This window comes from Anabaena sp. WFMT, assembly GCF_051781005.1.
GTDB lineage: Bacteria > Cyanobacteriota > Cyanobacteriia > Cyanobacteriales > Nostocaceae > Anabaena.
This window is the reverse complement of the sequence record NZ_JBPWOA010000053.1, coordinates 137,733-160,682: the sequence shown is the minus strand read 5'-3', so window position 1 is coordinate 160,682 and position 22,950 is coordinate 137,733. Positions and strand designations below refer to the sequence as shown.

The following is a 22,950-nucleotide window of genomic DNA, read 5'->3' as shown; positions in this document are numbered from 1 at the left end:
GCTTCCCGTACTCAACATGAGAATCCTCAAGGTAGAATCGGTGATGAAGCATGAATGATGGTTCATACTTCATCTTGCATCTTTTACCTGGATTCAATGGTTTCCACTCGGAAGCGTTCCACAGAAGCAATCAAGTCACGAGATACCCCTACTAAGTGTTGTAAGGCTCCTGAAACTCGCTGTGCTTCTTGAGAGGTTTCTTGGGCTGTGAGTTCCACTGATTGCATTACCTGAGCTACAGCACGAGATGTTTCCGTCTGCTCTACGGTGTCACTGGTAATTGAGCGCACCAGCCGATCAATATGATCGGCTACTTGAATGATGTTTTCTAGCGATCGCTTGGCTTCTTCTGCTAATCTTGTTCCTTGAATTACTTGTTGTGTACCTTCTTCCATCGCTGTCATTACAGAACTGGTTTCGCTCTGGATTTGCATGACGATTTGTTCAATCTCTTTTAAAGATTTGGCAGATTTGTCTGCTAACTGACGCACTTCATCGGCGACAATTGCAAACCCCCGTCCAGCATCTCCGGCTCTTGCTGCCTCAATACTGGCGTTGAGTGCCAATAAGTTGGTACGAGAAGCAATCTGGGAAACCAAGGCCACAATAGAGTTAATTTCTTGGGATGATTCTGCTAATCGTTTAACTTTGCGGGTGGTTTCCGCTACTGTTTCCCGAATTTCCAAAATCCCAGCCACGGTATTTTCTACTGCTTCCCCTCCTTTGAGTGCGATCGTACTAGCATCACGAGCTACAGTTTCAGCTTCTTTTGCAGCCACTGCTACCCGTTGAATAGATTCCGTCATCACCTGTACGGAATTCAATGTGACAGCTAACTCTTCTGCTTGGCGCAAGGCATCACCAGATAAGGCTCTAGCAAAGGTTTCCGAGTTAGTTGAGCCTTTGGTTACTTCTCTGGCAGCCACTTTCACCTGTTGCACAATATCCCGCAGGTTTTGAATTGTCAGGTTAAAAGCATCAGCTACGGCTCCTAGTACATCGGCTGTCACCTCAGCTTGGACTGTCAAATCTCCTCTCGCTGCTCCTTCTACATCGTCCAAGAGGCGAATTACCTGGCGTTGCAGGTTTTCTTTGGCTTCTTCTTGCTCAACCGCTTTCCTTTGGGCTTCATTAGTAGTCGTGAAAATTACCCGCGACATATCGTTGAAGCTAGTGGCTAAGTACCCTAATTCATCTTCTGAATAAACTGTGGCTTGAACATTCAGATTCCCTTCTCGGACAGCATCAAACTGTGTTTGCAGGTCTTTGGTAGTGCGCCGAATTTGCTTGAGTGCCAGATTTCCCATGAAACCTGCTGTTACTCCTCCAGCAATTCCCGCCGCTAAAGCCATTGCCCAACCTGTATTCCGCACTGAAGCCCGTTGTTCTGCCGGCGAAAATTGAGTAGCTCCAAAGCTAATTACAGCTGCTACCACTGCTGATGTTAAACCCACTGTGCCAGCGATGTACCATTGCTTTGTTTCTAGAGAAGCATTCTCAAAAAATGCAAACAAGCCTTGCTCAACACTGACGTTCGGTTCTAACTTTGAAGCATCTGATTCAGTAAATACAGGGACTGCTTCTTGGGCTCCAGTAATCGTGAATAGTTCCTCATCACGGTCAACACTGTTATCGGTTGCTTCATTAAAATTATGGCTATTCGTACCAAAATTATGGCTATTTGTACCAAAATTATGGCTATTTGTACTTCTAATTTCCTGTGATTGAGATACTGAATCCACATCGCTGTAGCTAGAATCTCCAGTCAGATCAAAGCTAGGAATATTGCCTAAATCATCAAAATCGTCAAAATCGTCTAAAAACTGGATATTATTTTTAGAATTTTCTCCCCGCGACATACTCGAAATACTATTGATATCTTCATCATCAGGAAAGCCTTCTGAGCCAAAGGCAGACTCAAAAGCCTCTAAATCGAAATTATCATCAACAAAGTTATCTTGTTCCTGCTTGGTATTTAAGTTAATCGACTCGTTACGATGCTCAAAATTGCTGTTCCAAGACGAGGATACTTCAGTATTTAAGTTGAATTCTTGTACAGTTTCTATTTCCTCTGGAATTTGAGCTAACGAATTATCTAAACTGCTCAAATATGTATGTTCACCGCTGTCTCTGAAATCATTTTTGATTAAATCATGAGGGACTTCTTGATCAGTAATGCTGGCGTTGATATCCTCTGAACTATGGTTAGCAAAGTCAAAATTCCCCATACTTATATTTTCAAAGTCTGGTGAATCTTGCTCCATCAATAATTCAGGTGTAGGTTCCCAATTATTGACGGTATTGATCTCCTCTTGATTATGGTTAGCAAAGTCAAAATCCCCCATACTTATATTTTCAAAGTCTGGTGAATCTTGTTCCATCAATAATTCAGGTGTAGGTTCCCAATTATTGATTTCTCCAAAAGGTGAATTAGTCTGATCGTCTTGAATTCCTGAAAATTCCTGAGCAGGATCGACTTCAATATCAGCAAAAGGATTATTTTCTTCTGAATATCCTATATTCCCTGTTGAAATATCTTCTTGCCAAAAAGGAGGTAATTCTAACGCTCCTGATGCTTCACCACTATCAATATTCGCTTGTGGCTCTCTTAATTGTTGTTCTAAAGTCAGAGGTAGCTCGAAAGCTCCTAATTCTCCATTATTACTAATGCCACTTGCATCTATATCTTTTAATGGTTGATCTAAAGTAAAAGGATCATCACCAAAAGCTATGACGTTATTGGGTATTTGATCAAGTTCTAGATCGTCTACATGACTATCAAAGGGATTACTTTGGGATATATCTTTGAGGGCATTATCAGATGGTTGATATTCACCAAAAGATTGCAGATCAAAGCTGGTGTCATCAAAATCTCCAGCAACTCCCAAATCTAATAATTCTGCCTCATTGGCTACCAGACCATTAGACATTTCTCTAGAATTTATTGGCTCATCAGTCTCTATGAATGATTCTCCTCCCCCAAATGACTGTAAGTATTGATTGATATTCTCAAGGTAACTAGTGGCAGAACCAATAATTTCTTCATCATCTGTTAAATGAGATACCTGCTCGTATTCGGTTTTTGCTATCTCAAACTGCTGCAAAACATAGTAGATATGGCCTCTTAACAGATGAGAATTTGGGTCATCTGGTAAATTTTGCACCACTTGGTCTACTAAAGTAGCGGCAACTTCATAGTCTCCTTCTGTATAAGCTTTTACTGCTTGCTGATATTTTGAATTGTGATCATCTATATTTACTACCATTTCCTCCCTCCCGACTTCATCCTGCCCACCGCGCACTTCGCAAAATAGCTGTTTGATCTATTAGTCTTAGATACTTGTTATTTTTAGTATCTAACCATTCTCCACGCAAAAATGGAGCCATAGTATCTGGTACGTTATTTGATGGCATCAGATACTGTACATCAAGCCAGCCCATTCCACAGATTTGCTCTACTCCTAAACCTACTATTATGTCTTGATCTTCAATAGCAATTACTGGTATCTCAGACCTATCCGTGTTTAATGCAGTTCCCTCCCCCAAAAATTGTCCTAAATCTGCCACCCAAATTAATCTTCCTCGCAAGTTTAGAGTACCCAAAAGCAAGGGAGAAGCATTAGGAATCGGAGTGATCCGATCTGGACTAAGTTCGATCACTTCCCGGATGCCAGTGGCTTGCAATGCAAACTCCTGATATGAGGGAAGGTAAAATCTTAAATGTAACTCGCCTTCGGGACTTTCTAGTTGTAATTCCGGGCGAAATTGATCTTGACCACTACCACTTAAAAAGTCTGGTTTGCTGACCATATTTTTTTCATCTGTTTTTATTTTTATTGACTCTTATCCTCGCAGCAGTTGTTTGACTGTTCCTACCAATTCGGTTGGTTGAAATGGTTTGGCTATGTAAGCGTCGGCTCCTTGTTTCATTCCCCAGTAGCGATCGAATTCTTCACCTTTGGAAGAACACATGACCACAGGAACATTTTGGGTTTTAGGATCAGATTTTAACCGCCGACATAGTTCGTAACCATTCATGCGGGGCATGACAATATCCAAAACTACTAAATCGGGAGGTTTGCTTTGAATTGCTTCCAAAGCTTCTACTCCGTCACAAGCATGGGCAACCGTTAAACCACTGGCTTTCAGGAGGTCTGTAATCATCTCCCTTTGAGCGATACTGTCTTCAACAATCAGAACTGTACTCATAAATACCTATCTACCTCCTGATTTAGACTTTGTGTTTCTAGAATGAATATTCATTGGTTTTCTAACAAATATTAACTGTATAAATTAATTCTAGTATTGTAATAATTTACTGATTCTAGACATCTTACTGGAGTTAGCTGATTCTGTGATAACATTTTTTACCCTATGTTTGAGCAAATCCACAAGTCTTGTATTCCGTTTATATTCCCACACCAGAATCTATGTTGATATATTTTTCGACCAGCATCAGTAATTCTGTATCTGCAAATGGCTTTGTTAAATAATCTGTAGCCCCAACCATCCTAGCTCTGACGCGATCAATAAATCCTTCTTTACCTGTCAGCATGATGATTGGGATCAGCCGAAATGCTGTGGAATGTCGCAGCATGGCACAAATTTCGTAACCGTCTAATTCCGGCATGGCAATGTCGCATAAAATTAAATCTGGCTTGAGTTGAAAAACGAGGCTGAGGGCTTCTAAGGGTTTGGTGATGCAGATTGCTTCATAGCCCTGTGGGTTCAAGATTGACTCTACAGTTTGGCAGATTGCGATCGCATCTTCAATACATACTATCCGTCCTTTCTTCTGATCTAGTTGCTCCCCGTTTGGTATTTGATTGCTAGGGCTATCAGTCACAGAATATACTAATTGTAGCCACCCCTGTTGTACGTAAGGATATATAACTTTGGCAACGGTTAAAATGTCACGGTTGAGATAACGAGCTAATTGCCGTAGGGATGTTTTACCATCTGCCCAATGTTGTAACTTATTAACTGTTGATGCTGGTAATGAGTGCCGAAATCTTTCTATATCAGCCAGTACTGGCAACTGTTCTGGCGATTGAATATGGGGATATAATTGTTTCCATTCTTGTACTTGTTTAGTGATTTTTGTTACTAAAGTGTTTATTTCCAAGCTAGTTAATTGCGGAACAAGTGCTGTACCTAAATCAAAAATGAAACTACCTTGATGTAAACTCAACAGATCAAAGAGTGTCTCATGTACTAAGCCATGAATGATATTGCGAGCTATTTTTGGGGTAATAATATTCTGCTCTAGAAGCGCCCAAATGTACGCATACTCTGGGGAATTCGTAGATTCTAAGGTGGCAAGTTGCGTTTTATTAAGCCGCCGCTCAACTCGATAATGACGCAAGTAATCATCAATCCGAGATAAACTACTTTCACCAGCTTGACAATAGACTATTTGACCATTCAGGAAAAATACAAACCAAGACTGTGGTTTGCTCTCTCCCGACGAACGATACTTGAGCGTGTCTTCTCCACTCAGTTTGTGAGTTGGGTAAGAATGATGCGCTTCTACCCACAACTGCCCAGTTCTTTGTCCTAAGGAAATCAGTTGTAGGATACTGTAAATATCAATCTCGTTTAAATTTCCCTGCATTTAGCTAAAAAACCCTCCGTGGCATTCAAGAGAGATTACTATATCAATTGTTACTTTCAGTTTTTTCATGTTGCAACTAAGGTTAAGATGACCTAGACAAACAGTCTCAGAAACCAGACATGATCCTTTTGTGATCAATGATTGACAAACTTAGTGTTCACACGGTAGTCATAATTACTATCATGGGTACAGGATATAAAAGATGCGACATTGCCGCGTCTACCAAATATCAAGATATATCAAGATGTGAGATATCACTTCCATAAATAGTTTTGTTTATCTTGTGCTGCTAAACTGAGGTTAAACAAGACAAGTTAACAAAATAATCTAAGATATATCGCAAAACACGGACGTAAAGTGCATCAAAAGGACTAGCGGTGTGCTGTATTTAGCAGAAGTACAAAAGCAAAAAGGCGGCTTACTCAGTGGTGGTTCTAAAACAGAACTAAAACTACTAGCTTGTCAACGAAGCGACCAGAATTGGAACACTGTATCAGAAGAAACTATCACTGCTGAAGAAGCAGGCAAATTGAACGATGGCGCATTAGTACTAGTGGAACTGAGTCCGAATCGCCAAGTGCAAAGGATTCAAGAGGCTGGCCGTCCCCTAGTCAACATTTTGCAGAATTTTTCCCGCCAGATGGAAAAATTTAAGCTCAAAGAAGACGAGATTGACCAGTGGAAGCAGTCGCTAATGTTTCAAGTCCAAGAGCTAAATCGCCGCGAAATGGACATGGAATCAAGATTAGAACAACTGCAACAACTGGAAAATGATGTTCAACGCCTGGAAACGCAAAAGCAGGAAGTTGAAACGTCCCGTGAGCAAATTGAAAAGTTGCAAGCAGAAGTTGAACGCAATCGCCAGGAACTCGAAGGTGCTTGGGAGCATTTACGGGGAGAACAGCGTCGTCTAGATGAGATCAAAGCAGATGCCCCCCAGGGTTCAGTTTTGGGTGAGGAGCAAAGTCGGCTCATCGCTGATTTACTCAAGCGCTTGTCTACGAATGACATTAGTTCCACTGGAACATTACGGGAAGACCTTAATTGTGCCTTTGAACTCATCGAACAGCAACAAGCTACTCTTAACCCACATTGGCAACAACTAGAGTCGCAACTGACTTTGGCTCATCAACAGCAAGAGGAAGTTGAACAAATTTCCCAAACTTTGCGCGATCGCCAAACTGAAATACTTTCTTTAGAGCAACAACTAGTTCAGTTTCAACTGACTACTGCCACGCTGAAAAATAAAGAGGAGTTTTCTGCCATACTCAAACAGCAGTTGCAAAATCAAGAAGATTTATACCAACAAACCCAGGCTTTGGTAGCAACGGCTGGTAATTTAGCTGTCGAACAGCACGTTGATGTGGAAGCTTTGCAGACAATTCCCCTGGAAGAACTGCAAAAAATGGTGGCAGAAGACCAGGAAAAGTTGCACCAAGACTCTATTTTTGTTCAAGAACAAGAACAAGAACTCAATTACAAACAAGAAAGTATAGAAGAACTGCAAACAAAGATACAGCAAGCATCAGGGGAAGATTTAAAAAATTTAGAAGCAGAACTAGCAGATGAAGAACTCCTGTACCAGATGCTCAATGATAGTTTGGAAGGACAACGCCGTAATTTAATAGATCGACAAAAAACTCTAACGCGCAACCAAAATATACTCTTGCAACGACAAGGACAGACTGTTGTCAATTCTCCAGGTGAGAACACTATTAATTTAGAGTCAATTCTCGCCCAAATTGATCACCAACGACAACAATACTCCCAAGAACTGCAAAAGCTCGAAAGTGAGATTTCGCTACTGAGTGCCGAGCTAGAGATGAACCAAGAGGGAATTGATCATCAAAACTTTGTACTAGATGAAAAGCGCCAAGAACTAAAAACCATAGAAGCAAAATTACTCAACTTGCAAACAACAAATGATCAATGCTGGGGTAGGGTAAATCTCTATCAAGAAGCACTACAACCTATTCAAGATTGTTTGGATGGTTTACGGGATAAGCTGCAAGTCATTTCTAATTCTTTGGCTCATGTTCAAGAAACTGGTGATTCTCAAATTCAGACTATTACCGAAATGCGTCAAACTCTCCAGAGTTTGATACCCGATTTACAGTTACTTGCTTCATAGCAGAAATCAAGAATGAAGGATGAACAATAAATATATCAGCCTTTATTCTTTATCTTTTTTTATACAAATCCAGCTATCTTGTACTATTGCTGTGGCTCCACCAGGAAAAGGATCGGTTTGGGAACGATTTGGGGCTGTGATTAAAGCCGTTAATTTCTCGATATGTTCAAAGTTAGGCGCATTGGGCAATATTTCTTGCAGCACCTGACGCATGACACGACGTTGCAGGGCTAGAGGTGCTTTCTGCAATACCCGCCGATTTAACCTCAGAGGATGGTTGATATTGTCCTCCATTGCTTCTTCTCGCAAATGAAGGGCTGCTTGTTCTAAATATTCCACCTCTGCTTGCAATAGTTCGGCAGTTTGGGCTAAATTTGATTCTACTTGGGGGTTAAAATTTTCTTGTAAATAGGGTATTAATTCTTTGCGAATGCGGTTTCGCGCATATTGTAAATTTTGATTTGTGGAATCTTCCCAAATTGGCAAGTTAAAATTTTGACAAAATTCCTCTGTTTGGGAGCGAGTAATTTCTAATAATGGACGCACTAACAGAATGTTATCAGCTAGTGGACGTTGCCAAGTTAAAGCTTGTAAACCATCTGCACCAGTACCACGCATTAAATTATAAAGCAGAGTTTCCGCGCGATCGCTTGCCGTGTGTCCAGTGACGATATATTGATAATTATGATTTTGGGCAATTTTAGTTAAAGCCTGATATCGCCAATTTCGTGCTGATGCTTCACTATTAACAGGATTTATCGCCGTTTCTAAATAAAAAGGTATATTCCAACTTTGTGCTAAATTCTGCACATGATCAGCATTAGCTTGGGAATCTTCACGCCAACAATGATCACAATGAGCAACACCTAAATTCCATCCCCATTTAGGTTGTAAATCTAATAATAATTTAATTAAACATAAAGAATCTTGTCCACCAGAAACCGCCACTAATAGCCGTTGGTTAGGTGTAAATAAATGGCGGGAGCGGATGGTACGATGTATTTGGGCGTGGAGTGGAGTCCATGTCATTTTATATTTTTAACAGCATTTCACTAGAATAACCCATTTTGGGTTTAAGCCACAAAAGGTTTTAATATCTGAATTCATACCTTAAGTTCAGTAATTCAAGTTTAATTGTTATGAATACTTAGTCAAGCGCCGCAGAGCAAAAGCCAATTGATGTGTCCAAATCAGTCTTCAGCAAGAAATATCATCGCTTTCGTCAATTGCTGATTCAAGCTCGCAAAGTAGCTAAATTGACTCAATCTGAGCTATCAGAAAAACTTTCACGTCCACAATCTTATGTATCCAAATATGAGCGTGGTGAACGTCGTCTGGATCTCATTGAATTTTTAGAAGTAGCTGAAGTTCTTGAAGTTGAACCAGCAACATTCATCAAACAACTTCTAGAAGATAAAGAGGAGGATTAGCCATTAATATCCAGTTTTTAGATTTCAACGGTGCAGATACTATTATTGCTACACATTACAGAACTGAGTGGAATGAGATTAGTCATACACTTGCTGAAATGCTTTTACATATCAAGCCTTCTGATCAAGCAAAGATTCAAGGAAATCCTATATTTGATCCAGTAGGAAGCAACGAACACATCAAAACAGCCTTAGTTAAACTTGGATGGCAGAGCAATATACTAATTCCACCAGCATACCGTTTTTTAGGAAAAGACATTGATTTTGGTAAAGCAGGGATTATACTTGAGAGTCAGTTTTCCAACTACCCGTTTTTATTAAATAACGTCCTGCGCTCAGAATTATTCTTTAAAGCTGGTGTAAATTTTGTAGGACACTCTACAAATCTGGTGGTTATTATCACAAAAGCTCAGATGTTTCCTGCTTCTAATAGTACCCTTTACTATGAACAGGCTGTTGAGCAGTTAACGGCTTTAATTCAACATAATGTGTTTGATGTACCAATTAGACTTGTTGGACTATTTGAACAGCCAAATACGATTATCTCAGCTATTTCATCAGTGTATGAAAATACGAGGTACTCTAGGATTATTCAAAAAAGAACAATTTGTAAATGTGAAGTACTGACTAGTATATCAGGAAGCAAACGTTGCAAATTTCGTATCCTTGAATAAGTAATTATTTAGCCATATAATTTAAGTTCTATTTGTTCAGCCATTGTATTTTTTGTTGATGTTTTTTTCCCGTTCCCATTGAGTTTTGGATCTACAGGTAATTTTTCATTTCGCAAAGAAGCTGCAAAAGCTGCTTCTTCATAAAACAATCGCTCTTCCATTTCCTGTAAATGGTACTCTTCAGGATTTATTTTTGCTTTACTTCTTTCTGATGGCTTTTTTCCAACTTGCACGTCGAACTTAAAGTTTTCAATTTTCTGATCTGTACTTTCCGCGTAATCTCGCAAAGTTTTTAAATTCGGAAAACAGCCATTTTGATCAGGTTTTCCACTAAGACGACGAAGTGCCACTTGATGATACTTAGGATCTAATTCTGTTCCCATAAAGTGTCGTTCTTGATCTCTGGCTACAATGGCTACAGTACCTGCTCCCATATATGGATCAAAAACTAAGTCACCCTTTTGAGTTGTAGCTAATACAATTCTAGCTACCAAATCTTCGGGAAATTGACACGGGTGTATAGTTTGTTCTTCATGATTATGTTTCACATTACGGAACAACCAAATGTCTCCAGGATTTTTTCCATCTGGATTACATGAAAGTTCTCCTTTTCTTTCACCTCGAAAATGCTTCTTATTTTGATATTTTTGTGGAACTCTAATACCATCTAAATTAAATGTATAGTTACCCGTTTTAGTAAACCAGAGGATTGTTTCGTGTCTACAGGAAAATTTCTTTTGAGCATGGAGACCATGTTGTCTAGCCCAGATGATACGATTTCTAGGAATCAAGCCGCATGATTCTAAAATTGGAAAGAAACGAATATCAAGAGGAATCATCATTCCTTTATCAGAAAAAGCCCCAACCTGCCAGAAAAGTGAACCTGTTTGTTTGAGAATCCGGCTGCACTGTCTTAGCACAGATGTTTGCTCTTCTAGGTAAATATCAAGAGCTTGCCTTGCCTCATATTCTTTTCCCAAGTTGTATGGGGGTGATGATATAACTAAGTCTACACATTCATCCGGCAAACTACTTAACAGTGACTTACAGTTTCCTAAAATAATCTGATCTAATGGTAGCTTTTCTTTTTCAGTTTTCACTGTTATATGTACCCGTTATTAGAAAAATAATTGCGTTAATAAATAAAATAACCTAAAACAGGTTATCAAACAAGGTCATACCTCAAACTGTGCTTTCGCTCTATTACCAATATCCTTTCTAAACCCTCTCTGCTTGCAGAGCTACGGTGTACACACAAGTCTTAAAATTCCTACTAGTACTTGGTTTCGTCATCTAGTTTGAGGTTGTGCGATCGCTCTGGAAGCCTGTCATTGCGTTCGCGTTAGCGTCTCGTAGAGAGGAAGAACGACGAAGCAATCGCAAAAGCCACCGGATTATGTGATTACTTCGCTCCGCTCGTAATGACAATTCAAGGGGTCTATAACGCCTAAAACCCTTGCAGATAGTACTTGTGTGTACACCGTAGGCTTGCAGAGAGGGGCTAGGTGTGAAGTTTTAGAAAAACCAACCGTAAGAATGTAAACCTTTACCCAAAAGATTCACACCAAGATAGCAAATCCAAACCACAACAAAACCACTAGCAGCTAAAATTGCCGGTTTTCTTCCTTGCCAACCGCGAGTTATTCTAGAGTGAAGATAGGCAGCGAAAACTAACCAAGTAATTAACGCCCAGGTTTCTTTGGGGTCCCAACTCCAGTAAGATCCCCAAGCTTCGTTAGCCCAAACACCACCGGCAATAATACCAATTGTCAGTAGGGGAAATCCCAAACCGATAATGCGATAACTAATATTATCCAGGGTTTCAGCTAGACTGAGGCGTTGAGGGGAAAGAGTTTCAGTAGATTCTACAGTTTGAGTTTCCGATACAGTTACCAAATCTAAAACAGCAGTTCCATTGCCGTTGTTATTGGTTTCCAAACGAGAAAAGCCATTATTTTCCGCAGCGGGTGTTGGGGGTTGAGAAATCACCTCACCGGCTTTAAGTAACTTGTAACCATTGCTGCGATAGCCACCTGTACCCATGGAACTACCTTGTAGTTGAATGTTTTTTCCGTAAGTGACAATTAAAAAAGCGATCGCTAACAACGCACCTACCATCAAAGCCGAATAGCTTAACATCATCACGCTAACGTGCATCATTAGCCAATTTGACTTTAAAGCAGGTACTAATGGCTCTGACACTTGCATAGTTGATGGTAGTGTCAAAGTAGCAAAAGCAGCTATTCCCATCGCTACAGGAGCAGTTACAACCCCCACCAAGCGGCTACGGCTGCTATTCTCTGCAATTAGATGGATGGCAGTAATACCCCAAGTCAGGAAAAATAGGGACTCATAGAGATTGCTCAGGGGGAAATAGCCAGCTTCAATCCATCTAGCCCCTAGTAGAGTAGCAATACACAAATTAGCGATCGCCATTCCAGCCGTCCCCAAAGCCGCAGTTGCCGATAAATTCGGAAAAGCTGCCCCCACCCAATACACCAGCATGGTGCAGAATAAGACAGCAAAAGAGGCATTATCTAGCCAGTTCTGGAGTACAACCAGATTCATAAACTCTTCTCCCCAGTAAATACTTGTATCAGTTATCAGACGGAGTTAGACAATAAACCTAACTCACACCTTAATCACTTTCGACTGATTTAATTCCAACTATTCTGATCCTATCTATTTTTGGTAATTGGTGATTGGGAACTGGTGATTGGGAACTGGGAACTGGAAGAGGAATATTTATCTTTCTCCTACCCTCCTGCCTTCTGCCTCCTAACTCCTGACTCCTGCCTCCTGACTCCTGACTCCTGACTCCTGCTTCCAATTCCTACTTCCCAGTTTTTTTAAGTTCTAGAAATATGTCATATCGCTGACTGCGACTATCATTAACCGCAGTTGTTAGCCCAATTGTCCGTATTGCTGCAAGCAATGCTTGTTGACTGGGAGACGTTGTATTCAGAGTAAAGCTTTTAACAGCTCGTTCCACATCCAAAAAAAACAGACCCTTGGCTGGATTCAATTCTCTGGGGACGGTTTGTTGAAAAGCGAGAGTGCTGCCTAGTGTAATTTTGGGTTTGGAAACAATTTTATCGCTGATAGGAGCGCCCAAAACGAAAAAAAGCACATCTTCATCTAACCAGCCATGAGTAGCAGTTAAAGTCCCAAAAGGTGAAATCCAGTTGACAACAGGTTTACCCCCAACAGTTGCCGATTGAATCTTAAACTGGTATTGATTTTGCATTGCCTCATCTAGCTGTTTTAAGGAAGTTTCCGCCACACTCCTTTGGTCTTCTCCACCTTTGCCTCCTACCTTTGTCATAAATACCAACCCCGCTCGGAAATTATCCGGTGAACCATCTTTTGGGGTACTAGGAATCACTGCAACTGAAAATTCACCTTTCATCCAACTTAGCAAATCCCGATCTAAATCCAAATTTGTCAACGACTTTACACCCCGTCGCACTTGTTCAGGCATGATTGGTGATAAAGGATTTCCCCTAGATGTAGAAACGTAGTCTGCCCATAACCGCTTTAAGTTACTACCAGTCAGCATCATTAAAGTGTCGTTGGGTAGGCGATTTTGCATACTTCCAGCTTGATTTTCTACTGCCAGCACTCGTTGACTGTTAGGATTTAACCAAGAAACACCCTTTAAACGGATTCCTTTCGGTTCTAAAGTGACAGTTCCCGCTAAACCTTGGTTATTCTGAAGTTGTGCCAAAACCTGGGCTGGTAAAGGACGGTTGGGAGCTTTTGCCGCTATTCTTGCTGCGATCGGCACATTGACATAAAATTGAGCAAAAGGTTGATAATTGGCCATTTTTGAAAAATTTTGAACAAAGCCCCCTATGCTTGCTAAAGATGCTTTGCTTTTATAAGCATCAATCGTCCTTTCTGTGGCCTTAGCATTATCTGTAATTACAAGAAAACGCTGATCTATCAATGCTGCTGAAAGCTTACCTCCAGCTTGTCCTTCAGTTTGTTTAATAGCGATTCCTTGATAAGTGCGGTCAATCCATTTACCTTGTTTGAGGGCTTTCGGTTGTGCCAAAATACTTTTGGCGATTTCTGGATTTTTAATTGGTAGCACCATGACTACTGATTGCTCAGAAGCAACTTCAACATTAGTGGCTACTGGTTTAGATAAAGGTTTTGCGGCTGAAGGAGCCAAAATAGCGATCGTGACTTCATCACCTACCCACGGTTGAATATCTTTCTCAAAGTTATAACCATTATTGGTGAGAAACCGTTGTTGCAGTTGTACTAAATTTTTATTCAGTTCTTTTTGAGTTTCTGATGTTCCAAACTCCTGCAATTTTTGCCATTGCTTAGTATCCGTCGTCAAGGAAACTGTAGCTAAGGCATCTTCAGGAATAATATTTGCACCCACTGGCAAATTTCTGGAAAATAGTTGTCCTTGGGCAAAAAACCAATATGCTGCACTCCCTATACCAATCAATAACCCGGCAGCTGATAGCGTTAGCACCAAAGACGGTTTCTTTTTTTTCATCATCCAATTAGACACAATAGATGGTGCCATTGCAACTTACTACCTAACCCAACTTGCTAGTTATCTAGTTTAGTCTGGTAATTCGTAATTATCTCATCTGTCACCAGCTATAACACTTTAGTCCCTTTGGCACTTCTCTGCCTCAAGATGAGCGATAGCGTTCAGCGCTCCGTAGGAATCGCATATTTTGAAGGTCGAAAGGGATGAAAGTCTTTTCCTGTCCAGAACCGAGCTGCATAACATTTGTATTATGCTGCGATCGCTTAACGATCACTTGTGTCTTGCGTCGCCAACCCATTTTCGGTATTTAACAACTTGGACGATTCCTTGGGTTTGCCTAATTGCGAACGAAAACAGACAACCTAATCGGCTGTTCCAGTTTATAAATCTGTCGAGATGATGGGAAATAGACCTATCAAAATATTGCTCCATTAAGATTGGCTTCACTTAAGTCCACATCAATCAACGTAGCATTCCTTAAATCGGCATTCTTGAAAACAACATGACTACGGTTCAATGAACTAAGATCGAATATACCCATCTTGCCGAAATTAGTCTCCCCTCTTGTCAAGGCTTTGTTTAAGTTAGCTTTTTTGAGTATTGCGCCCGTAAAATCCGCACCTCTGAGGTCAGCTTCGTAAAGATTTGCCTCCTCAAGGTTTGCATTCCTAAAATTTGCTCCAACAAGTTTAGTATTACTCAGATTAGCTCTAACTAAACTTGCATCTTCCAAATCTGCTGCTGATAGAAGCGCCCTAGTTAAATTGGCATCTGTGAAATTTGCTTGTGTCAGAGATGCCTTGAAAAAAAGTCCTTGCATAAGGACACCAAAACTGAAGTCTGCATCGACTAAATTGGCTTTGAAAAAGTTAGCCTTGGTAAATTCTACTGAACAGAGAAACTGGCTTTGACTCAAGTCCGCATAACTGAGATTTGCCTCGCTGAGATCGAGCATTTCAAGGTCACAGCCTTTCATATTAGCTCTGCTAAGATTTAATCTTGTTAAATCCACCTCATCTTCTTCAAAGTCATAGGCAATCTCTACTGACCCACCATTACATGAATCAGCTAAACCCATAAAGCTAATGAATGCTCCACTTAGATCAGGAATCTTTGCTGGGTTGCTTTCTCTCCAAGTATTCCACGCTTTGGCTCCTTGACAAAGGATTTCCAAATGTTCAGAATTAGCCATTCATTTTCCCATTATTAAAGTTCTAGAGAAGGCATAATTCATAATTGTACCGCAGATGAGGTATAATTACTTTTACGGTATCAAATTACCGCATAATCGTACTTTTTATCAATTATTTATTGCGAAATTTAAGTTTTATATCTTAATTCTTAATAATTTCACCTTTGCTAATGAACTGCTCGTATGGCTGAAGCAACAAACTTTTACAAACCATCGGAATCACCTTTTCTCACTCAAGTACGTCAAACGATGCGACTTAAGCACATGAGTCGTAGTACCGAAGAGAAAAGTTATTTTTATTACATTTTGGACTAAATCTATTTTCATAATCAGCACCATCCTCAATGGTTTTCAGCCTTTTTTCTAATAACCTTGTTGTTGACCCAAATATTTAGTTAAATAAGGCGAAAAAACCTCATAAATCAAGGTTAGAGGCTGTCCATGATGCCAAAACAAATAATGGCGACCCCAAAAAGGCCCAACTTGATCAAAGCCTGACTCTAGGGCAGCTGAAGAACCACAGTAAATACCTCTAATATCTCGATATAATTCTGTCCGAATACGAGCTAAACTTGCCCAAATCGGTAGAGAACGGTTTTGCAAAAACTCATCCACATGACTAGCTTCCCACCAAGAAGTAGCATAACCCAATCGCTGACCAGAGGAAGTACGCAGCCATACTTGTCGGCGCAGTCGTGGCCCTGGGACAGCTTGAATTAAATCGGGAGCAGCATCAGCGTTCATGCCAATCAAAGCCATATCAATGACATCCACTTCTATAGGCTCACAAGTAAGTAATTGTAAATGCCTAGTTGGAGAACCATCACCTAAAAGTAGCAATTGCCATGCTGGTGCTAACTGAGCATGAGGTAAACCTTTTTGAATATCCTTCTCTCCACCTTCCCAAATAGGATTTAGGCGATGCCAAGCGGTTGGCAATGTTGAGTTATTTGTGGGCGTAACAATAGTAGTCAATGTTATTTACAAAACTTCACCTATTTCTATGAAAGCACAAAAAACCCAGATTCTAATTAGGAACCTGGGCAAATTAGGCTGATAAATCTATACATCAGCAATTATTAACTAAGGACATAAAAATGCGGATGGCGAGACTCGAACTCGCAAGGCAAAGCCACACGCACCTCAAGCGTGCGCGTATACCAATTCCGCCACATCCGCAAAATTTGACTAGACTTTAATATAGCATAAAAAAAACAAATAAGGCGAATTTTTTCCCAAATTCTTTGAATGCGGGTATGAAGCTGACAGAAATATAGTTGCGGCACAAGTGATATTAAAAGTTATGGATATCTTTCAAAAAGCCAAGTGAGGGAAACTGGCAAAGACTGACAGCCGTAATGTTGTTAGTTTAGCTAAGATTCGGGGAGGCAAGCAATCCAATCCTGAACTCTACTAAAAATGAGGGTGGGGAATCTCCTGTTAAAATTTGCAGTAATGCGACAGCTTTATTTCAACGGGATGGGAGAGAATGTCAATCTACGTGGTACTAATATCGAAGCTAGAAAATGAAATTTGACAAAATTTTAATTGCTAATCGGGGAGAAATAGCGCTTCGCATTCTCCGAGCTTGTGAAGAAATGGGAATTGCGACAGTTGCTGTTCACTCCACTGTTGACCGGAATGCTCTCCACGTCCAACTTGCTGATGAGGCAGTTTGCATTGGTGAACCAGCCAGCAGTAAAAGTTATTTGAATATTCCCAATATTATTGCTGCGGCCTTGACGCGCAATGCTACTGCTATTCATCCTGGTTATGGCTTTTTAGCAGAAAATGCTCGATTTGCGGAAATTTGTGCTGATCACCATATTGCCTTTATTGGCCCTAGTCCCGAAGCTATTCGGTTAATGGGAGATAAAGCCACAGCCAAAGAAACCATGCAAAAAGCCGGAGTACCGACAGTACCGGGTAGTGATGGTTTGGTAGAGACTGAGCAGGAAGGAATAGCGATCGCTAAAAAGATCGGCTACCCTGTAATGATTAAAGCCACAGCAGGTGGTGGTGGCAGGGGTATGCGGTTTGTCCGTTCCGAAGATGAATTCACCAAACTTTTCCATGCAGCTCAAGGAGAAGCAGGAGCAGCTTTTGGCAACGCCGGCGTTTATATAGAAAAATTTATCGAACGTCCACGCCACATAGAATTTCAAATATTAGCGGATAACTACGGTAATGTTATCCACTTAGGTGAGAGAGATTGCTCAATTCAGCGCCGTAATCAAAAGCTGCTAGAAGAAGCCCCCAGTCCAGCACTTGACTCAAACCTGCGGAAAAAAATGGGACAAGCTGCGGTGAAAGCTGCTCAATTCATCAACTACACCGGGGCAGGTACTATCGAGTTTCTCTTAGATAAATTCGGTAAATACTATTTCATGGAAATGAACACCCGCATACAAGTTGAACATCCAGTCACAGAGATGGTGACTGGTATCGACTTACTTGTAGAACAAATCCGCATTGCCCAAGGTGAAAAACTCAATTTAACTCAAGACAAAGTTATTCTCAGGGGTCATTCCATTGAATGCCGTATCAATGCCGAAGACCCAGATCATGATTTTCGTCCCTCCCCAGGCAAAATTAGTGGTTATTTACCCCCCGGAGGCCCTGGCGTGCGGATTGATTCTCATGTGTACACAGATTATCAAATTCCGCCTTACTACGATTCCCTAATTGGTAAGTTAATTGTATGGGGGCCAGACCGGGCTACTGCTATTAACCGCATGAAACGAGCATTGCGAGAGTGTGCAATTACCGGACTCCCTACCACCATTGGGTTTCACCAAAAAATCATGGAAAATCCACAGTTTTTGGCAGGTAATGTTTACACTAATTTTGTGCAGGAAATGAAAATTCAGTGATTGGTAATGGGTAATGGGTGCAGAGTACAAGCTCCGTTTCAGTTTTCCCCCTTGCACCCTGCACCCTGCACCCCTGCCTCTTATGACCTGTCACCTAATTTACGCGCGACATCATGGTCAGTAAACCTTGCTGACCTAAAAGAATTTCTCGTACTAGGCTGAAAATACCAACCCAAATTATGGGGGTGATATCCACCCCACCAATAGGTTGTACTAACTTTCGCAATGGCACTAAGAAGGGTTCTGTTGGCCAGGCTATCAGATTAAATGGCAAACGGTTGAGGTTCACTTGTGGATACCAAGTGAGAATGATGCGGAAAATAAACAAAAATATCATCAGTCCCAAAAAGAGGCCGAGAATCAAGGAGGTCAAGTTAGCACCTGTCATTACTTTGAGTCAATATCTGTGAGTAAATATAAAACCTGGACGCAAGCCAGAAAAGTTGAAGCTTTGTAAAGCCTTCTCTCTCATTTTAACTAAATGCTGTTGTCTCTTCTCAAGAAAGTGATACAGGATTAAGATTAAAATTAAAATGAAGTGTGTAAAAAAAGGTTGAGAATTATGACACCCTCTTTAGCAAATTTTCTTTGGAGTCTGGTTTGGGGTACTGCAATTGTGGTTATTCCAGCAACAGTAGGGCTAATCTTCATTAGCCAAAAAGATAAAATCCAACGTTCATAAGGAAAAGGGAAAAGGGAACAGGTGACAGGCTTACGCCGTGAGCGTTCGACTGAGCGCTCACGCCGAAGTCCGAACGGTGACAGGTGACAGATGATAGATTATTCTCTCCCATCACCAATTACTAATCCCTAATCCCCAATAACGGTAAACAGCTTCAGAGCTTCTTTGCCAGATGCTTTGAAGCTTTCATATTATTGTCAATAGTTAGAGTAGTGATTTTAATTGTGACCCGCTAACATAGATTTGATATTGGGACAACAGCAATGATAAATTTTGGGCTGAACTCAGCCAATTTTTTGGCTCAGGTAAATTTTGGGGCTAACTCAGCCAGTGTACTAGGAATTTTCCTGGCTGTGGCTGGGGCAGCGCTGTATTTTCTCCGCACAGTGCGGCCAGAATTGTCACGAGATCAGGATATCTTTTTTGCAGCAGTTGGCTTATTGTGCGGTTTTATTCTCATTTTTCAAGGATGGCGATTAGATCCCATTCTGCAATTTGGTCAGTTGCTTTTAGTTGGTACTACTGTATTTTTTGCAGTTGAAAGTATTCGTTTGCGGAGTATAGCAACCCAACAAGCCAAACGAAACACTCCGATTGTGGATGATGAGCGGGAAGTAAGCAAAAAATATTCTTACACTGAGCGACGCAATTATCAAGCGGAGATGGATGCAGATTTGGAACCTCTACCTTATTACGAGGAGGAAGAAGAAGAACGTCCCCCACGTGCGAGGATTCGCGCTAGCAAAGATGAGCGTCCAACCCGTGATAATTATTATGAGGATCAAACCCCCCGTCGTTCTGAACGCCGTAATAGCACAGAAAAGCCGGAAACTGGAGAAAGGAAACGTCGTCCTACCTCTGGGCGCTCTGCGAGTCGCCCTACTGAAAGTTATGAACAAGAAAATTGGGGTTCTGTGTCTAGGGAAGTTGATGATTGGGAAAGTCCCCAGGAGGATGTAAAAAAACAGCCCCGTCGCAGTAATAACAGACCTCAACGCCCAGAGGTTCGTGAGGATGATGTTGCTCCTAGACCAAGAAAGCGTCGTCCACCTGCTGATTCATCTCCTCGCAGAGTTAGGGAAGATGATGAGGCTATTCCTACTGATTATGTACCGTATAACCCAATTGAAAAGCCAAATGATAGGGGAGATAATTCGACTGATTTTGATGATGATATTTAGAACAGTTGGGGGGATGGTAGTTTCAAAGGCGGCGGAATGCGGTTGATGTGAGAACATTTACGTCTATGTTGTGGCTCCAAAAACCAATTTATTGGAGCCTAGTTTTTAGTTTGACTAGTTTAATTGTGTCCTGTGGTTCTGGTGATATTCCTTTAGGGGTATCTTCTCTGAACAGTCGTTATACTGAGGAACAACCGTCTTTGAGTGGAAATGGTCGCTTTTTGGCGTTTGTTTCTAATCGAAATGGTAATCAGCAATTGTTGATATACGACTTGGAAACCCAAAGTTTTATTTCCACACCAGGCTTGAACCGACGGGAAACGATCGCAGAAAGTCCCAGTCTCAGCTATACAGGTCGTTATATTTGTTATTTAACTAGTGATCAAGGTAGAGCAGTTGTAGCACTTTACGATCGCGCTCTGCAAAAATCACAAATTCTCACACCTACCTATCGGGGTTGGGTGAGAAAGCCTCATATCAGTCCTGATGGACGTTATATCGTCTTTGAATCTGCTAGTCGTGGGCAATGGGATGTAGAAGTGCTAGATCGTGGACCGACGGTGGAGTTAGATATTCCTAATGGTGCAACTGTAAAATAATTCGTAATTCGTAATTCGTAATTCGTAATTCGTAATTCGTAATTGGGAACAGAAATTATTGATTCTCCTCTGCTTCCCAATGCCCAATGCCCAATGCCCAATGCCCAATGCCCAATGCCCAATGACCAATGACCAATGACCAATTACAAATTACCTATTATTTTATTTTTAAGCTCAACTTTGTTAACTGGGTGTTTTGGTTATCCGCGTTTGTTGAGTTATCCTTTTGATTCTGGTGGACGGGGTCTTAATAGTCTGGCTTCAGAGTTAAATCCGCAAATTTCTGGGAGATATATTGTATTTACTACTGACCGTAGGGGTAGCGAAGATGTTTATATGTTTGATACTGTGACTCGGAATTTGGTGGATTTACCGGGTTTAAACTCTTTTGATACGATCGCTTCTCACCCTTCTGTCACCCAAGATGGTCGTTATATTGTTTTTACTGCGAGTCGTCAGGGTCGTTCGAGCATTTTTCTTTATGACCGGGAGACGCGCCAATCAAGGAATTTAACTCCTAGTCTGCAAGCAGAAATCCGCAATCCTACAATTAGTGCTGATGGTAGTAGGATTGCTTTTGAGTTTAGTAATAATGGACAATGGGATATTTTGCTGTATGACCGTGCTGGAAGACAATTGAATATCCCGCAAGAACCTAAATAATTCGTAATTCGTAATTACTACCCAGTCCCCAGTCCTCAATCAGGATTCGATTTTTTGGACGGATTCGATGAGCGATCGCACTTGTTGAGTACCTTGTGAGGGTTCAAAGGAAAGAGGGAATTTACCCCGGACAAGCATTCGCAGACCTAGAGGTGCAAGGCTGAGTAATCCTTTGAGATCACGGAAATAGTTACCAACTACTTGGATACCAAATTGGCGTTCATCAATCCAACCACCTGATTTAACTAACTCGATTAATACTTTACGGTGACGAATTGACCTGCTATCACTGGCTTGTTTGCGGTCAAGAATTTGCTGTTTAACTTTGGTGATTTGCTCTAATGGCGCAACTTCCATTGGACAAACTGAGTCGCAGTAAAAACAACGAGTACAACCCCAAACGCCTTTAGTACCTTCGTTATAATTTTCTAAACGATTTTCAGTATCACTATCGCGGGAATCTGCTACCATACGATATGCTTTGGCGAGGGCGTGGGGACCAACAAAGTCCGAATTGACTTCACGGGCGTTGCATTCAGAATAGCAAGCACCGCACATAATACAGTTACCGGTTTGATCGAGGAGCGATCGCTCTTGTGGTGTTTGCAAAAACTCTTTTTCTGGGACTTGTCGTGCTGCTGTACTTACATAAGGAGCAACCGCTTCTAAATTATTCCAGAAACTGCTCATATCCACGACCAAATCCTTAATCACTGGCATATTACCCAAAGGAGCGATCGCAATTTCAGCAATGGTATTATCCTGGTTTTGCGGCGATGGAATTTGTTTTAATCTAGCCAGTTCACTGCCAACATTTTCCTTACAGGCTAACGCCGAACGTCCATTGATTCGTATCGCACAGCTACCACAAATCGTATTGCGGCAATTTTTGCGAAATGCTAAAGTACCGTCTTGTTCCCACTTAATCTGATTGAGGCAATCTAGGATTGTACTACTTGCTTCTACCTGCAAAGGATAGCTTTGCACAACAGGAGTAGAGTTTTGTTGCTGCCGAATAATCTTAAAAATAACTTCCATTATTACCAACCAAATTTTTTAAATTGCCTTACCTGCCTCAAAAATCATGAGTTCAGGTCGGTTGTTGTGAAAAATGAGCTATTGTACATAACATCAGTGCCTAATAAGCTGACGCTTAAGGCTCTCATGATTCCAGTTTAACGATAACCATTAAAAGTTTAGTCGTAGAAGTGCAATCAGCCAAATTTATCTTCTCAAAGCAATTCAACAGTAAAAAGGAATCATCCCTTTGCATTTAATTTACTGTTGGGGAGTACAGAGTGGAGTGTTTCACCTCTAGAGGTGCTTACTTGATTAAATGCAGCTTATACATCTTGATGTCAACCACAGTCAACTAAAGACTGAAGAACTGGAATT

Annotated in this window: 20 protein-coding genes and 1 tRNA gene; 8 read left to right on the top strand and 13 right to left on the bottom strand. The window is 41.0% G+C overall.

Annotated elements, in window-relative coordinates; genetic code table 11:
* Positions 1-83: 83 nt before the first annotated feature.
* The 4 genes from ACSQ6I_RS26290 to ACSQ6I_RS26275 form a co-directional block, all read right to left on the bottom strand.
* Positions 84-3,266 (bottom strand): methyl-accepting chemotaxis protein, encoded by a 3,183-nt coding sequence (locus tag ACSQ6I_RS26290; protein ID WP_438893173.1) that lies wholly within the window; start codon positions 3,264-3,266, stop codon positions 84-86.
* A gap of 16 nt (positions 3,267-3,282) precedes the next feature.
* Positions 3,283-3,810 carry a chemotaxis protein CheW gene (locus ACSQ6I_RS26285; RefSeq protein ID WP_015212646.1) on the bottom strand — a complete coding sequence of 176 codons (528 nt, stop codon included), beginning with the start codon at positions 3,808-3,810 and terminating at the stop codon, positions 3,283-3,285.
* 33 nt (positions 3,811-3,843) lie between these two features.
* Entirely contained in the window at positions 3,844-4,209 is a 366-nt protein-coding gene (locus ACSQ6I_RS26280) for a response regulator transcription factor (protein ID WP_015212647.1), read from the bottom strand.
* A gap of 199 nt (positions 4,210-4,408) precedes the next feature.
* Positions 4,409-5,614 (bottom strand): response regulator, encoded by a 1,206-nt coding sequence (locus ACSQ6I_RS26275; RefSeq protein ID WP_438893172.1) that lies wholly within the window; start codon positions 5,612-5,614, stop codon positions 4,409-4,411.
* 379 nt (positions 5,615-5,993) lie between these two features.
* On the opposite strand from ACSQ6I_RS26275, the gene hmpF reads away from it, so the two are divergent.
* The gene (gene hmpF, locus ACSQ6I_RS26270) at positions 5,994-7,745 is read left to right on the top strand and encodes a pilus motility taxis protein HmpF (protein WP_438893171.1); all 1,752 of its coding nucleotides are present in this window, start codon (positions 5,994-5,996) and stop codon (positions 7,743-7,745) included.
* Positions 7,746-7,787: 42 nt separating this feature from the next.
* Here hmpF and tilS read toward each other — a convergent pair whose 3' ends face one another.
* A complete protein-coding gene (gene tilS / locus ACSQ6I_RS26265) occupies positions 7,788-8,774 on the bottom strand; it encodes a tRNA lysidine(34) synthetase TilS (protein ID WP_438893170.1) in 987 nt (328 codons plus the stop codon).
* A 152-nt stretch (positions 8,775-8,926) separates the two neighbouring features.
* Between tilS and ACSQ6I_RS26260 the strand changes: the two genes are divergently transcribed.
* Complete coding sequence (locus ACSQ6I_RS26260) at positions 8,927-9,175, top strand: helix-turn-helix domain-containing protein (RefSeq protein WP_438893169.1); 249 nt, start codon at positions 8,927-8,929, stop codon at positions 9,173-9,175.
* Between the two features lie 98 nt (positions 9,176-9,273).
* On the top strand, positions 9,274-9,849 hold the full coding sequence (locus ACSQ6I_RS26255) for a restriction endonuclease (protein ID WP_438893168.1): 576 nt from the start codon (positions 9,274-9,276) through the stop codon (positions 9,847-9,849).
* 8 nt (positions 9,850-9,857) lie between these two features.
* On the opposite strand, the gene ACSQ6I_RS26250 is transcribed toward ACSQ6I_RS26255, so the two are convergent.
* From ACSQ6I_RS26250 to ACSQ6I_RS26225, 6 genes are all read right to left on the bottom strand, one after another.
* A complete protein-coding gene (locus ACSQ6I_RS26250) occupies positions 9,858-10,949 on the bottom strand; it encodes a DNA-methyltransferase (RefSeq protein ID WP_438893167.1) in 1,092 nt (363 codons plus the stop codon).
* 415 nt (positions 10,950-11,364) lie between these two features.
* The gene (gene ccsB / locus ACSQ6I_RS26245; RefSeq protein WP_438893166.1) at positions 11,365-12,417 is read right to left on the bottom strand and encodes a c-type cytochrome biogenesis protein CcsB; all 1,053 of its coding nucleotides are present in this window, start codon (positions 12,415-12,417) and stop codon (positions 11,365-11,367) included.
* Between the two features lie 265 nt (positions 12,418-12,682).
* On the bottom strand, positions 12,683-14,395 hold the full coding sequence (locus ACSQ6I_RS26240; RefSeq protein WP_438893165.1) for a DUF3352 domain-containing protein: 1,713 nt from the start codon (positions 14,393-14,395) through the stop codon (positions 12,683-12,685).
* 385 nt (positions 14,396-14,780) lie between these two features.
* Complete coding sequence (locus ACSQ6I_RS26235) at positions 14,781-15,557, bottom strand: pentapeptide repeat-containing protein (RefSeq protein WP_438893164.1); 777 nt, start codon at positions 15,555-15,557, stop codon at positions 14,781-14,783.
* 363 nt (positions 15,558-15,920) lie between these two features.
* On the bottom strand, positions 15,921-16,532 hold the full coding sequence (locus tag ACSQ6I_RS26230) for a chorismate lyase (protein WP_438893163.1): 612 nt from the start codon (positions 16,530-16,532) through the stop codon (positions 15,921-15,923).
* Between the two features lie 123 nt (positions 16,533-16,655).
* Positions 16,656-16,736, bottom strand: a tRNA-Leu gene (locus ACSQ6I_RS26225).
* A 347-nt stretch (positions 16,737-17,083) separates the two neighbouring features.
* On the opposite strand from ACSQ6I_RS26225, the gene accC reads away from it, so the two are divergent.
* Positions 17,084-18,430 carry an acetyl-CoA carboxylase biotin carboxylase subunit gene (gene accC, locus ACSQ6I_RS26220; RefSeq protein WP_438893162.1) on the top strand — a complete coding sequence of 449 codons (1,347 nt, stop codon included), beginning with the start codon at positions 17,084-17,086 and terminating at the stop codon, positions 18,428-18,430.
* Positions 18,431-18,524: 94 nt separating this feature from the next.
* Here accC and ACSQ6I_RS26215 read toward each other — a convergent pair whose 3' ends face one another.
* Entirely contained in the window at positions 18,525-18,818 is a 294-nt protein-coding gene (locus ACSQ6I_RS26215; protein ID WP_438893161.1) for a YggT family protein, read from the bottom strand.
* Between the two features lie 174 nt (positions 18,819-18,992).
* Between ACSQ6I_RS26215 and psbX the strand changes: the two genes are divergently transcribed.
* From psbX to ACSQ6I_RS26195, 4 genes are all read left to right on the top strand, one after another.
* A complete protein-coding gene (gene psbX, locus ACSQ6I_RS26210; RefSeq protein WP_013189728.1) occupies positions 18,993-19,112 on the top strand; it encodes a photosystem II reaction center X protein in 120 nt (39 codons plus the stop codon).
* A gap of 263 nt (positions 19,113-19,375) precedes the next feature.
* Complete coding sequence (locus ACSQ6I_RS26205) at positions 19,376-20,293, top strand: Ycf66 family protein (RefSeq protein ID WP_438893160.1); 918 nt, start codon at positions 19,376-19,378, stop codon at positions 20,291-20,293.
* A 47-nt stretch (positions 20,294-20,340) separates the two neighbouring features.
* On the top strand, positions 20,341-20,892 hold the full coding sequence (locus tag ACSQ6I_RS26200; RefSeq protein WP_438893159.1) for a TolB family protein: 552 nt from the start codon (positions 20,341-20,343) through the stop codon (positions 20,890-20,892).
* A 135-nt stretch (positions 20,893-21,027) separates the two neighbouring features.
* Positions 21,028-21,555 carry a TolB family protein gene (locus tag ACSQ6I_RS26195; RefSeq protein WP_438893158.1) on the top strand — a complete coding sequence of 176 codons (528 nt, stop codon included), beginning with the start codon at positions 21,028-21,030 and terminating at the stop codon, positions 21,553-21,555.
* Between the two features lie 39 nt (positions 21,556-21,594).
* On the opposite strand, the gene ACSQ6I_RS26190 is transcribed toward ACSQ6I_RS26195, so the two are convergent.
* The gene (locus ACSQ6I_RS26190; protein ID WP_438893157.1) at positions 21,595-22,593 is read right to left on the bottom strand and encodes a succinate dehydrogenase/fumarate reductase iron-sulfur subunit; all 999 of its coding nucleotides are present in this window, start codon (positions 22,591-22,593) and stop codon (positions 21,595-21,597) included.
* Positions 22,594-22,950: the final 357 nt, after the last annotated feature.

What these genes read in the sequence shown, in the direction of transcription:
- ACSQ6I_RS26290 (WP_438893173.1), bottom strand. Translation starts at nt 3,266, where the DNA reads ATGGTAGTAAATATAGATGATCACAATTCAAAATATCAGCAAGCAGTA.
- ACSQ6I_RS26285 (WP_015212646.1), bottom strand. Translation starts at nt 3,810, where the DNA reads ATGGTCAGCAAACCAGACTTTTTAAGTGGTAGTGGTCAAGATCAATTT.
- ACSQ6I_RS26280 (WP_015212647.1), bottom strand. Translation starts at nt 4,209, where the DNA reads ATGAGTACAGTTCTGATTGTTGAAGACAGTATCGCTCAAAGGGAGATG.
- ACSQ6I_RS26275 (WP_438893172.1), bottom strand. Translation starts at nt 5,614, where the DNA reads ATGCAGGGAAATTTAAACGAGATTGATATTTACAGTATCCTACAACTG.
- tilS (WP_438893170.1), bottom strand. Translation starts at nt 8,774, where the DNA reads ATGACATGGACTCCACTCCACGCCCAAATACATCGTACCATCCGCTCC.
- ACSQ6I_RS26255 (WP_438893168.1), top strand. Translation starts at nt 9,274, where the DNA reads ATGCTTTTACATATCAAGCCTTCTGATCAAGCAAAGATTCAAGGAAAT.
- ccsB (WP_438893166.1), bottom strand. Translation starts at nt 12,417, where the DNA reads ATGAATCTGGTTGTACTCCAGAACTGGCTAGATAATGCCTCTTTTGCT.
- ACSQ6I_RS26240 (WP_438893165.1), bottom strand. Translation starts at nt 14,395, where the DNA reads ATGGCACCATCTATTGTGTCTAATTGGATGATGAAAAAAAAGAAACCG.
- ACSQ6I_RS26235 (WP_438893164.1), bottom strand. Translation starts at nt 15,557, where the DNA reads ATGGCTAATTCTGAACATTTGGAAATCCTTTGTCAAGGAGCCAAAGCG.
- accC (WP_438893162.1), top strand. Translation starts at nt 17,084, where the DNA reads ATGAAATTTGACAAAATTTTAATTGCTAATCGGGGAGAAATAGCGCTT.
- ACSQ6I_RS26215 (WP_438893161.1), bottom strand. Translation starts at nt 18,818, where the DNA reads ATGACAGGTGCTAACTTGACCTCCTTGATTCTCGGCCTCTTTTTGGGA.
- psbX (WP_013189728.1), top strand. Translation starts at nt 18,993, where the DNA reads ATGACACCCTCTTTAGCAAATTTTCTTTGGAGTCTGGTTTGGGGTACT.
- ACSQ6I_RS26205 (WP_438893160.1), top strand. Translation starts at nt 19,376, where the DNA reads ATGATAAATTTTGGGCTGAACTCAGCCAATTTTTTGGCTCAGGTAAAT.
- ACSQ6I_RS26195 (WP_438893158.1), top strand. Translation starts at nt 21,028, where the DNA reads ATGACCAATTACAAATTACCTATTATTTTATTTTTAAGCTCAACTTTG.
- ACSQ6I_RS26190 (WP_438893157.1), bottom strand. Translation starts at nt 22,593, where the DNA reads ATGGAAGTTATTTTTAAGATTATTCGGCAGCAACAAAACTCTACTCCT.